General features: G+C 71.0%; 13 protein-coding genes, 1 pseudogene and 1 riboswitch. Of the genes and pseudogenes, 8 read left to right on the top strand and 6 right to left on the bottom strand.

All coding sequences use genetic code 11. The features are described from left to right. The first annotated feature begins 22 nt into the window (after nt 1-22). Complete coding sequence (locus QM634_RS06565) at nt 23-277, top strand: DUF2530 domain-containing protein (RefSeq protein WP_415041969.1); 255 nt, start codon at nt 23-25, stop codon at nt 275-277. Here QM634_RS06565 and QM634_RS06560 read toward each other — a convergent pair. The 4 genes from QM634_RS06560 to QM634_RS06545 all read right to left on the bottom strand — a co-directional run bounded on the left by QM634_RS06560 (nt 274) and on the right by QM634_RS06545 (nt 4,880). Then, entirely contained in the window at nt 274-645 is a 372-nt protein-coding gene (locus QM634_RS06560; protein ID WP_415041968.1) for a hypothetical protein, read from the bottom strand. The genes QM634_RS06565 and QM634_RS06560 overlap by 4 nt on opposite strands. Before the next feature lie 97 nt (nt 646-742). Continuing rightward, nucleotides 743-1,336, bottom strand: coding sequence for a phosphatase PAP2 family protein (locus QM634_RS06555; RefSeq protein ID WP_415041967.1), 594 nt, complete (start codon nt 1,334-1,336; stop codon nt 743-745). A 70-nt stretch (nt 1,337-1,406) separates the two neighbouring features. Then, on the bottom strand, nt 1,407-4,145 hold the full coding sequence (locus QM634_RS06550; RefSeq protein ID WP_415041966.1) for a sacsin N-terminal ATP-binding-like domain-containing protein: 2,739 nt from the start codon (nt 4,143-4,145) through the stop codon (nt 1,407-1,409). A gap of 3 nt (nt 4,146-4,148) precedes the next feature. After that, the gene (locus tag QM634_RS06545; protein ID WP_415041965.1) at nt 4,149-4,880 is read right to left on the bottom strand and encodes a DUF3027 domain-containing protein; all 732 of its coding nucleotides are present in this window, start codon (nt 4,878-4,880) and stop codon (nt 4,149-4,151) included. Nucleotides 4,881-4,955: 75 nt separating this feature from the next. On the opposite strand from QM634_RS06545, the gene QM634_RS06540 reads away from it, so the two are divergent. The 3 genes from QM634_RS06540 (at nt 4,956) to QM634_RS06530 (ending at nt 8,531) form a co-directional block, all read left to right on the top strand. Further along, nucleotides 4,956-6,839, top strand: coding sequence for an MFS transporter (locus QM634_RS06540; RefSeq protein WP_415041964.1), 1,884 nt, complete (start codon nt 4,956-4,958; stop codon nt 6,837-6,839). Next, nucleotides 6,836-7,447, top strand: coding sequence for a DUF2771 family protein (locus tag QM634_RS06535; RefSeq protein ID WP_415041963.1), 612 nt, complete (start codon nt 6,836-6,838; stop codon nt 7,445-7,447). The genes QM634_RS06540 and QM634_RS06535 overlap by 4 nt, the downstream gene beginning before the upstream one ends. Before the next feature lie 139 nt (nt 7,448-7,586). Then, entirely contained in the window at nt 7,587-8,531 is a 945-nt protein-coding gene (locus tag QM634_RS06530; protein ID WP_415041962.1) for a hypothetical protein, read from the top strand. Between the two features lie 26 nt (nt 8,532-8,557). On the opposite strand, the gene QM634_RS06525 is transcribed toward QM634_RS06530, so the two are convergent. Next, nucleotides 8,558-8,977, bottom strand: coding sequence for a cold-shock protein (locus QM634_RS06525; RefSeq protein WP_415041984.1), 420 nt, complete (start codon nt 8,975-8,977; stop codon nt 8,558-8,560). A gap of 139 nt (nt 8,978-9,116) precedes the next feature. On the opposite strand from QM634_RS06525, the gene QM634_RS06520 reads away from it, so the two are divergent. The 3 genes from QM634_RS06520 (at nt 9,117) to QM634_RS06510 (ending at nt 10,919) form a co-directional block, all read left to right on the top strand. Next, nucleotides 9,117-9,332, top strand: a complete 216-nt coding sequence (locus tag QM634_RS06520; protein ID WP_415041961.1) for a hypothetical protein — start codon at nt 9,117-9,119, stop codon at nt 9,330-9,332. Further along, entirely contained in the window at nt 9,329-9,838 is a 510-nt protein-coding gene (locus QM634_RS06515; RefSeq protein WP_415041960.1) for a flavin reductase family protein, read from the top strand. The genes QM634_RS06520 and QM634_RS06515 overlap by 4 nt, the downstream gene beginning before the upstream one ends. 258 nt (nt 9,839-10,096) lie before the next feature. Continuing rightward, nucleotides 10,097-10,289, top strand: a riboswitch (cyclic di-AMP (ydaO/yuaA leader). 6 nt (nt 10,290-10,295) lie between these two features. Beyond that, nucleotides 10,296-10,919, top strand: a complete 624-nt coding sequence (locus tag QM634_RS06510; protein ID WP_415041959.1) for a transglycosylase family protein — start codon at nt 10,296-10,298, stop codon at nt 10,917-10,919. A 70-nt stretch (nt 10,920-10,989) separates the two neighbouring features. Here QM634_RS06510 and QM634_RS06505 read toward each other — a convergent pair whose 3' ends face one another. Continuing rightward, nucleotides 10,990-11,208, bottom strand: coding sequence for a hypothetical protein (locus QM634_RS06505; RefSeq protein WP_415041958.1), 219 nt, complete (start codon nt 11,206-11,208; stop codon nt 10,990-10,992). An 81-nt stretch (nt 11,209-11,289) separates the two neighbouring features. On the opposite strand from QM634_RS06505, the pseudogene QM634_RS06500 reads away from it, so the two are divergent. Beyond that, nucleotides 11,290-11,570 (top strand): annotated as a pseudogene (locus QM634_RS06500) (hypothetical protein); the annotation flags it as partial.

Raw genomic sequence — 11,570 nt, 5'->3', positions numbered from 1 at the left:
GAGAAGACGTTAACCTGACCGCATGGCTGATGCGCCCTCCGAGGTCCCGATCCCCCCGTTGCCGGCGGTGCTGCGCGAACCGGGACCGGTCATCATCGTCGGCATGGCGGCGTGGCTCGTCGCGACCATCGTGTGCCTCGTGGCCGGCGTCCACGGACTGGTCCTGCAGGTGTGCCTGTGGGGATTGGGCGTGGGGGTGCTCGGCTCGCTGATCGTCGGCGCCCAAATCGCAGCGGTGCGCCGCGGGTCGAAAACGGCCCAGCAGGGCCTGGATTAGCCGAGCGGCAGACACCCGCTGCCGGTGTTGATCCCCTCCACCGTCGTCGCCTTCACCATCGGGAACCCGGCCGCGGGCTGACCCGCGCGCAGGACGTGGTCCCCCTTGGTCTTCGGCGACCAGGGCGTCGACGCGACGCCGTTGTAGGGCTTGGCCGTCGCGAACTCGGTGCCGTTGTCGTAGAAGTGGACCAGCGCGGTGTCGGTGGCGGCGGCAAGGTTCGCGGTCACCTTGTACTGGCAGCCGGTGCCCGTCTTCTCGTTCGACGCGATGTTGACACTGACGTTGGTGACGGTCGCGTGGACCGGGGCGGCGACGACCGACAGGCCGGCGGCCGCGGCGATGGCGGCGATGATCGTGATGCGCATGGTGTCTCCTCGAGTCGGGGTGGGGATCTGCTCCGACACCGACCCTGCTCGCCGCCGCCACCGGTGGCACGAGTAGCGCACTACTCGAATTTCGCCCCTACGCGGCCGCCACCGGTGTCCTGGTGCGCCCCAGATCGGCCACGGCGGCGGCGATGGTCACCCAGATCGCCCCCAGCAGCCAGCCGACGACCACGTCGGTGGTCCAGTGCACGCCCAGGTAGAGGCGGCTGACGCCGATGGCCGCCGCGAGGATCGGGGCGAGCATCAGGATGTCGGGGTGGCGGCGGATGCGCTCGGACGACCGGTACAGCGCGACGGCGATCAGACAAAACACGATCGTGCTCATCATTGCGTGCCCCGACGGCATCGACTGGTAGGCGGCGTGGGCCAGGCGCTCGCCGACCGGCGGGCGGTCGCGGTCGATCACGCGTTTGAGGAGCAGCATCAGCCAGTAGGCGATCCACGATCCGAACAGCACCATCGCCGCGCTGCGCCACTGTCGGAAGGCCGCGAATGCCACGGCGGCCACGACCACGATCACGGTCAGCACCTTCGTCGACCCAAGCCAACTCAGCGACTCCGCCACCGACGTCCAGAAGCCGGACCGGCTGCCGACGGCAAGATCGAGCACCCCGATGTCGATCGGGGGCGTTGCGAGCGGAATCGAAGCGGCCAGATGCACGAGACTCATACCGCTACCGTATCCGCCGACCGTGCCCGAAATCCCGCCGACCGTGCCCAGATTCTCGCCGACCGTGCCTTCACGGGCGGGAGAGGTGCGTCGTCCCCGTCTCGTCGAGCCACCACGCGACGTGGTGCTCACCGGTGTCGGTCGCGACCACGAGGTCGTCGTGCACGACCACCGTTCCGCGCGCAAGCGCGGCGCCACGTGCCGCCGCGAAGGCGATCGCATCGACGTCGGCGTCCCACGTCGTCGCGCGACCGTTGCTCACCACCCGGGCCGACACGGCCTCGCCGGCCAGCGGCAGGTCGAGCAGCGCCGCCAACTCGCGCGCGGCCGCCGGATCCACCGGTAGACCGGGCAGCACGGCAGCTCCCGGCTCGAGCACCGCGACGTAGTGCGGCGCGTCGACGACGATCGCGTCATCACACACCGAACCGTCCACCGCGCGGGCCGCGGGCGGATCGCCGAGCTCGGCGATCACCGCATCGACATCGGCGTCCCCCCGCCGCACCGCGTCGACGACCGCCCCGTACGCGCGGACCGCGGTCCCCGGGGCGATCTCCCGATCGGGGTCGCCGAGGTTGGCCAGCACGACGGCTGCGGCCGATGCCCCGACGACGGTGTCGGCGAGCAAGACACCGGACAGGGCCGCGGCGGACGGATGGTCGAGCGGGTCGACGACGTCGGCGAACGCCTCGGCGTCGGGGCTGCGGTAGTCGCCCAGCCGACGGCCGTCGACGCTCGCGTGATCGCGCAGCCACCACGCGGTGTAGCCGTCGGGATCCGCGAGCAGCGGTGCGGTCGCCGGCTCCTCGGCCAGCAGGGTCAGCGCCTGCGGCCACCGGTCCTCGGGGACCAGATCGAGATCGCGCACGGCCGCCATCGTGGCCGGCGGCTCGGCCAGAGCCGACCACCAGCGCTCCTCGTCGTCGAGGTCGTGATCGGGGCCGGTGGGCCAGTCCTCGACGACGGTCAAGAATCCCCATCCGACGCCCGCGCGGCGCAGCGCCGACGTGCCGTACCGCTGCACGAGGGACTCGTCGACGAAGGCGAACGGCAGATCGTCGCCCAGGACGGCGGCCAGCGGCGACTCGACCATCAGGAGTTCGTCGACGTGGACGAGCCCGCCGTCGCGGTCGGGCAGCAGCAGTTCGGCGGCGGCCGCCGCCGGGAGCACCGCGTCGGAATCGGCCGCGAGCAATCCGAGGACCCCCTCCGACAGGGCGGCGACGTCGTCGTCGTCACCGTGCTCGGCGGCATCGGCGAGGGCCGCCACCAGGTCGTCGCCGGCGAGCAACTCCCCCGTGCCGACCGGCCGCGCTCCCAGTCGCTCGAGCAGCGGATGCGCCGCCTCGGGGGCGACGGTGGCCGCCCACGGTGCCGATACCCCGTCGTGGGTCAGGACGAGTCCGCGCGCACCGAGGTTGCGTCGACCGTCCGACCGCGGCACCGGCAGCGCGCCGAGCTCCTCCGCGTCGCGACCCGTCGCGACCAGCGGCGACAGTGCGTCGTACAACCGCTGCCACCAGGATGGCGGACGGTCGACGTCGGCGAGGGCCTGCGCGATGTCCGCCAAGCCGATCTCCCGGGCGCCGACGGCGATCAGGGCGGCGCGCTCGTCGGGACCGGACACGCTCGGGTGTGCCAGGGTCGCGAGCACCGGACCCAGGTAGTGGGCCAGATCGTCGGACAGATCCGCGATGAGCACGGTCCGCTCCGGCGCGAGGTCCTCCTCCCCGTCGGCCGGCGGCACCCACGCCCCGACCTTCAGCTCGTCGCCGATGGCCTCCAACAACCGGGTGTCGACGGGGTTGCGGCCCAGGGCGCGCGGCACCAGCGCCGGGCGCCGCCGCGGGGCGAGCGCCTTCACCAGCTCCACGTACCCGGGAGCCAGGACCGCGACGTCGACGTCGGGCATCAGGTGACGCCGATCGGGGGTGACGGGCAGGGCGGCGATCACCCGCGCGGGCACCGACAACTCGATGTCGGTGGGCGTCGGCGTCCGCAGGACCTCCACCGGGCGCCCATCAGCCGGATCGGCCCCGTCGGCCAGCAACCAGCGGACGTCGCCGGTGACCGCTTCGCGCCACACGTCACCCGCACCCGGCAACGGGGTCCCGCGCACGTCGAACCGGATCTCCCCGCCCTTGCGCACCGCGACCACCGCGTCGTCGGCGACCGCGATCTCGCCGAGCGCGGGGAGCTCCAGCAGCCGGTCGCAGGCCTGGACGGCGATGTCGGCGAGCAGCGCGTCGACGTCGACCCCGGTGCGCAGCGTCAGCACGATCTCGGTGTCGAAGCCCTCTCTCGGTCCATCGGCGCCCGACCACGCCAGGCGCAGCAGCGGCGGCTCCAACCCGTCGAGGTCGAGGTCCACCGCGTCGACGGCCCTCCGCGTGCGCGCGCGGTCGAAGACGATCGAGCCGGTCCGCGAGCGGATCTCCACCCGGTCGGCGACCGGTACGACGGCGGCGAACCCGACACCGAACCGGCCGACCGAATCCGGATCGTCCTCCTTGGCCGAGACGCGCATCGCCAGCAGGGAGGCGACACCGTCAGCGGTGAGCGGCTCGCCGGTGTTGGCGGCGTGCAGGGCGCCGGCGGCGTCGCGCCAGACCGCCATCCGACCGGGCCCGGCGCCGGCGGCGTCGGCCGCATTCGCGGCGAGTTCGGTGAACAGGCGGTCGCGGTAGCCGACCTCGGCCAGATCGGCCTCGGTGCGTGCGTCCTCGAGCAGGCGGGTCGGCGAGGCGCGCCAGGCGTCGAGCACCGCGTCACGGCGGGCCTCGACGCCGAAGTCACCGGATGGGGGCATCGGTCAGTCCGCCGTGGCGAACACCTCGAGCACCCCATCGTCGAACGGGTCGAACTGCGGCGCCGACGACGGCGCCTTGGCGACGACGTCCGAGTGCGCACCGCATCCGTATTCGGCGGACACGACGTGCCCGTCGGCGGCGTATTCGTTGGCACAGGCCCCGAAGGAGTGGCGCAGCGCTCCGGCCAGCGGGAGGTAGAAGCCGCAGGTCTCACAGCGGTTCTTGGCCGCCTGCGCCATCGCCGAATCGGGACCGTACTCGCCGTCGTACCAGCGCTGCGCGGTCTCGTCGCGCCCCTCCGGGCTGAGGACGCGCCGGCGGCCCAGCCCCAACTCGAGGTCGCCGAGCGCGGCCTCGTCGCCGTTGTCGATCTGGTTGGGCACCAGACGCGGGTCGCCGGGCTCGGCGGCCAGCTGGTCACCGGGTCCGAGGTCGCCGGCGGCGATCCGCTCCGACCACGGCACCCATGCGGGAGCGAGTAGCGCACCGTCGCCCGGCAGCAGGACGACCTCGCTGACCGTGACGTCGTCGCCTTCGCCGGCGGTCGCGACGACGGCGCACCAGCGCCAGCCGCGGTAGCCGGGCAGATCGGCGGTGAAATAGTGCGCCGCCGAGTTGTCGTCCTCGACGACGACCTCGAGGTGATCGCCGGGCCGGCCGCCATCGTCGACGATGGCCTGCCGCGCCTGGTCGACGGCCTGGCGGAGCAAGTCGAGTTGGGCTGTAAGACTCACCCTTCCAGTGTGCCTCACCACTGCCGGGCGTGGCACGCCCACCCTCGCTCGGGGCGATAGGGAAGAATCGACGGCGTGAGTCGAGGTAGGCAATCGCGGTCGAACCGCTCCCATCCGGGGGCGGGGAGCTACCCGGTGCCCGGCGCGCCGGGCGGACCGCCCGATGTCGAGACGGCCTACCTCTCCGACGACTCGGCCACCCAGAACCCGCACCTGCCGCCGTTGGGTGCGACGCCGCCGGCACCGGGCACCGAGCCGCTGGGGCGGTCGACGAAGAAGACCGGGATCACCAAGCGCGCCGCCCGGCGCAGCAAAGCGCTCACCAACCGGGGCATCGACACAATCGCGCGGGCCGCCACCGCCGACGGGGCCGACCGGTCTGGCCTCACCGCGCTCACACTTCCGGTCGTCGCCAATGCGGCCGTCGACGCCGCCATGGCCGTCGCGCTGGCCAACACGCTGTTCTTCGCCGCCGCGAGCGGGTCCGAGGGCAAGGTCGGGCTCTACCTGCTGCTGACCATCGCACCGTTCGCGATCATCGCGCCGCTGATCGGCCCCGCGCTCGACCGGCTGCAGCACGGACGACGCGTCGCCATGGCCGTCACGTTCATCGCCCGCGCGGTCCTCGCGGTGCTCATCGTGACGAACTACCACTGGGACGCCGCCGCCCACCAGCTCGAGTACGACCCGTGGGTGCTCTACCCGGCGGCGCTGGGCATGCTCGTGATGGGCAAGTCCTTCGGCGTGCTCAAGTCCGCGGTCACCCCGCGCGTGGTCCCGCCGAGCATCGACCTCGTGCGGGTGAACTCCCGGCTCACGACCTTCGGCCTGATCGGCGGCACCATGGTCGGCGGCGCCGTCGCCGCGGGCGTCGAGATGCTCCTGGGCACCTTCCTGCCGCTGCACCTGCCCGGTGCCCTGCTGCTGCTCATCGTCATCGCCTGTTTCGGCGCCTACTGGTGCATGAAGATCCCGTCGTGGGTCGAGGTCACCGCCGGCGAGATCCCGACCACCCTCACCTACCGCGACCGCAAGCCGGAGATCACCGCCCGTGAGCGCGCCCGCCGGGCCGGACGGGCCATCTCGCAGACGATCCGTCAGCCGTTGGGCCGCAACGTCGTCACCGGCCTGTGGGGCAACATGACGATCCGCGTCCTGACCGGCTTCCTCACCCTGTTCATCGCCTTCTACGCCCGCAACCAGCACCACCTCGACGGCTGGATGCAGATGGCGATGCTGGGCGCGGTCGGTGCCGCGGCCGGCGTGGGCAACGTGATCGGCAACGGCGTGGGCACCCGGCTGCGCCTCTCGAACCCGCCGGCGATCATCCTCTGGGTGGTCGCGGCCTGCTTCGCCGCGGCACTGGTCACGGTGATCCTGCCGTCGCCGATCACCGCGTCGATCACCGCCTTCATCGCGTCGGCGGGATCGGCGGTCGGCAAGGTGTGCCTCGACTCGTCGATCCAGTCGGACCTGCCCGAGGCGTCGCGGGCATCGGCGTTCGGCCGTTCCGAGACCGTGTTGCAGCTCGGCTGGGTGTTCGGCGCGAGCATCGGCGTCCTCCTCGCCCGCTGGTCGCTCCAGCTCGGCTTCGGCGTGGTCGCCGGACTGCTGCTGCTCGGCCTGGTGCAGACCTTCCTCACCAGCCGCGGGGGCACCATCGTGCCGGGGATGGGCGGCGGACACCGTCCGGAGGTCGCGCCGCCGACGGTCGCCACCGAGGTGATCCCCCGTCCGGCGCCGGCCACCGACGTCATCTCGCGCCCGACAGCGGAGACCGAGGTCATCGGGCGCACCGCGCCGCCGGAACCGGCGCCGACCGAGGTGATCGCGCGCGAGCAGCACCCGCGCCGGTCGCCCCGCCACCCGCAGCCGACCGGACCGACCGACGCGCCGACGCGCGCCCATCCGAACCGACCGATCGACGACGGTCGGCGCCAGCCCCGGGGAGACATGTGAACACCAAGAAGACCCTTGCCCTGATCGGCGTCGCCCTGCTGGCGTATGCCGCGGTCATCGTCGGGGCGAGCATGTTCTGGGCGTCGCGCACCCACGTCGACGAGCGGCCGTCGGCAACGCTGTGGGCCGGCGACGAGAAGACCCACGCCTACCCGACGGTGCTGTGCAACTACCAGATGAAGGACTGCGACGGGAACTTCCTGAAGGTCGACCCGGCGCGCATCACGCGTTTCCCGGTGGCGATCGGTCAGACGCTGCGACTCCGGCTGTCGGACAACGTCGCCGAGGATCCGTGGTCGATCGTTGCCCAGTACGTGACCCCCAACGGGTCCGAACTGCTGCTCAAGGACTTCCTGCCGAAGACCGGCACGCAGTCGCTGACGTTGACCTCGACCCGGGAGCGTGTGCTGATCAACGTCGAGATCAGCCTGCCGTCGGCCCTGCTGTCCGGCGACTCGGACACCGACTTGGTGCGCCGCGGCTACATCGCGATCAACACGACGCCGACCGGCGACAAGGCACTGCTCGACACGTATGAGAAGTCGGCGGCCGGGAAGCCCCCGAAGCAGCGGGCGATCACCGATCCGGCGGACTTCAACAAGCCGTAACGACCGTTCGCCGAGGATTACTGCGCCCTGACGACAGCAGACCTCGGCAGGTATCCACATATCCGTATCGTCCGCAGTTCCGTCACCGGTCGCCGTTCACCCCGGACCCGCAGGTCGCGATGGTCGGCACACTCTGGGCATGATCCGACTCGACGAGATCCTCGCCCTGCAGGACGGCGTGCTCACCAGAGTGCAGGCACTGGCCGGCGGGCTCACGGAGGCCGAGCTCCGCACGAAGTTGCGTCGAGAGTGGGTGCGACTCCATCCGGGGGTGTACATCACCCACACCGGCCCGCCGACCTGGCGTCAACGGGCATGGGCCGCGGTGGCGGGCCTGCCGCAGTCGGCTCTGAGCCACCAATCCGCTCTCTGCGCCGCCGGTCTCGGTTCGCCGAGCGGTCCGATCCACGTCGCCGTCGGACGCAAGTGCCACGCGCCCGACCGTCCGGGCGTGCGGATCCACCGGTACGCGCGGCTCGAGGAACACGCGTGGTGGCACACACTGCCACCACGCATCCGAGTCGAGCACGCACTTCTGGACGTCGCCGGCGAGGCAACCACTCAGATCGACGCCATCGCGTCGCTGGCCGACGCGGTGCAGGCTCGGGTGACCAGCGTGGGCCGAATCCGGCACGCTCTGTCCGAGCGCACCGTGTGCCGGCGGCGAAAGCTGATCGCGGAGGTACTCACCGATATCGCCGAGGGAACCTGCTCGGTGCTGGAACACGGCTACCTGACGCGAGTCGAGCGGCCGCACGGTCTGCCCAAACCACTGCGCCAGGCGCCGACGCGGGCGGGACGGCGCGGCCTGCACGACGTCGAGTACCGGCAGTGGGGACTGATCGTCGAGCTCGACGGCCGCTTCGCCCACGACACCGCCCGTGCCCGCGATCGCGATCTGGAACGGGACCTCGACGCCGCGGCGCGCCTCGACCGGCGCACCGTCCGACTGGGCTGGGGACAGGTCTTCGAGCGCCCCTGCTCCACCGCCGAGAAAATCGGGGCGCTCCTGCAGACGCAGGGCTGGACCGGTGTGCCCACATCCTGCGGGGAATGCGAGTTGCCGAGGATTACTGCGCCCTGACGACAGCAGACCTCGGCACTCGGGGTCTAGTGACGGTCGAGTTCACGCGCGACGGCTCGCACGACCTCGGAGATCTGGCGAGAGGTCTTGCGGTCCGGGAAGCGACCCTGGCGAAGGGCCGGCTGGACCTTGCTCTCGAGCAGGGTGATCAGGTCGGCGACCATGCCGTGCAGCTCGTCGGGCGAGTGTCGGGAACCGCTCTCCTCGCGCACGGCCTCGCGCGCGTTCTTGGCGACGCTGGGCGCCGGCTCGAGGACGGTGACGGTCAGCGCCTGCGGGCCGCGACGACCGGCGGCCATCCCGAATTCCACGCGCTGACCCGGCTTGAGCGACTCGACGCCGTCGGGCAGCGCCGACGAGCGGACGTACACGTCCTCCCCGTCGGGTTGCGAGAGGAACCCGAAACCCTTCTCCGGGTCGTACCACTTCACTTTGCCGGTCGGCACCGCGCTCACCTTTACCTTCTCCGGTCCGCACCGACCTCGTCGTCGCCGCGGCCCCCATGAAAAAACGCCCTGCCCCATCTGTCCGGGCAAGACGCAGCCTCGACGGCCATGATAGCGCGTGTGGACTAGCGTGGGCAGCATGGGCATCGAGACGGGCAGACGGCTGCCGAAAGCGTTCTTCATCCTCGGCGTCGCGATGTTCCTGGTCGGTCTCGCCGCGGTCGGCGCACTGTTCCTGGTGCCCGCCGTGTGGCCCGGCCACGTCGCCCCGACGGCGGTCTACGTCGTCGGGATGGGCACCCCGTTCGGCTTGTTGATCGCCATCGCCGCGACCGTGTGGCAAGGCCGCGATTGAGGACCCCGGACCTGTCGCCCGCCGAGACCCCCGAGGTCTTACGGCGGGCCTACAGCTGCTTCCCGTCCGGAGTCGTCGCGGTGTGCGCGCACGACGACGGCACCGACTTCGTCGGAATGGCCGCGAGCTCCTTCTCGACGGTGTCGATCGACCCGCCACTGGTCTCGGTGTGCGTGCAGAACACGTCGTCGACGTGGCCGCGCCTGCGCGACCGTGCGACGGTCGGGGTCAGCGTGTTCGCCCACGACCAATCGGAACTGTGTCGACGACTGGCCGGTCCGGCCGCCGAGCGGTTCACCGGGGTCGACGTGCTGTCCACAGCCGACGGCGCCCTGTTCGTCGACGGTGCGGCGGCCCATCTGGCCTGCGACCTGCACGCGGAGTATCCGGCCGGCGACCACACGGTCGTGCTGCTGCGGATCCGGTCGCTGTGGGCCAATCCGCGGGTCGATCCGCTCGTCTTCCACGCGAGCACCTTCCGCGCGTTCGAGACGCCGCTGGCCTGAGAAGCCGGTGATGGGCACCACTTCTGCACTGTGACCTTCATCACATCACGGAATGATAACGAGAAGGACACGAACCGGGATTCAGTCCCTGAACTGGGCGAACGCCGGAGATCTGCAGAACCGCAGGTATTCGCCCGTATCGGGCGATATCCCGGTTCGAATAGGAAGTCCGCGCAACAGCCCGTAATCTCGTCGATGGCCGCCACCTGGCGGCTATCGCACCACCCGACGCAGCCGGTCGCGCCGAGCCTCATTCCACCGATTGCGTCGTCCGAACTACAGATATTCAGGAATGAGGACGGGGGACCCAACTCCCGTGAGACCGGATTCCAGCGGCATCGTCCGCGGATTCCTTGGGGTGTAGCCGCACCGATCATCGCGATCACCGCGGCCGGGCAACCTCTCGCTCGAACCCGACAGCTGACTTCGTAGGCGCGTGGAGAGAGGAAATATCACTATGTCCGGACGTCACCGCAAGCAGACGACCAGCTCCACCAAGAAGACCATCGCCAAGGTGGCCCTGACCTCCGCCGTCATCGGCGGCGGCGCGACCCTGGCCGCCGGCGGCGCACACGCCGCCACCGACGCCGAGTGGGACCGCGTCGCGGCCTGCGAGTCGGGCGGCAACTGGGCCATCAACACCGGCAACGGCTACCACGGCGGCCTGCAGTTCGCCCCGGGTACCTGGGCGGCCAACGGCGGCACCCAGTTCGCCCCCACCGCCGACAAGGCGACCAAGGAGCAGCAGATCGCCGTCGCCGAGCGCGTCCTCGCCCGCCAGGGCAAGGGTGCCTGGCCCGTGTGCGGCACCGGCCTCTCCGGCGCGACCCCGCGTTCGCTGCAGGCCGTGAAGAAGAAGCCGGCTCCCGAGTCGCTGAAGCAGACCCCGAAGGCCAAGAACGGCAAAGAGGTCCGCGACCAGATCGACGGCGTGCTGAAGACCCGCGAGAAGAAGGGCAAGACGGTCGACCCGACCGTTGCCAACATCTGGAACGCGGCGAAGTCGAGCGGCTACAACCTCGATCAGGGCCAGGTCGACCTGTACAACCAGTACAAGGGCCAGGCCCCGTTCGCGAACTGATCGCAACGGCTCACAGCTGACAAAGAACGGCGCCCCGCACATCATCGTGCGGGGCGCCGTTTCTTGCGTTTCAGGAGTTGATGACCGTCAACGGGTTCGTGTACAGCAGGTCGCCCTCCGCCAAGGGGAACTCGGTGCTGCCGAACGGCGAGAGCGCCCCGGCGAGGCCGGCGGCGAACTCGGACACGGCGTGCTCGCCGTCCGGGTAGGGCCACCCGTTGTCGACGTAGCGCTGCTTGGACTCTTTGACGATCTGCTCGACGTCTTCGACGATTTCGTTCTCGCTCACGACGCCCATTCTGCCATGCGCCCGCCGACGGTCGCCGACTAACCGCCGACCGGGAATCGGCCGCCTCTAAACTCGGAGGCGATGAGTGACGCCGAGCAGCCGAGCGGATTGGCCCAGGCCCTGGCCGCCCGCTCCGACGACGAGTTGGTCGCGCTGCTGGCGGCGCGACCCGATCTGGCCTCCCCGCCGCCGGGAGGCCTGGGCGTCTTGGCCCAGCGCGCGATGTCCGCGGGCTCGATGAACCTCGTCGGCGAACGGCTCGACCTGTTGCACGTGGCCGTCCTGGAGGCCCTCCTGGCGGCGACCGCCGGCGACCACGGCAAGGGTGCGCGCGCGGCGGTCCGCCCCACCGCGATCCGCCG

The sequence above is a fragment of the Gordonia sp. (in: high G+C Gram-positive bacteria) genome (assembly GCF_047606305.1).
Classification (GTDB): domain Bacteria; phylum Actinomycetota; class Actinomycetes; order Mycobacteriales; family Mycobacteriaceae; genus Gordonia.
Note: the sequence above shows the minus strand (reverse complement) of the source record. Positions and strands in the feature narration are given on the sequence as shown.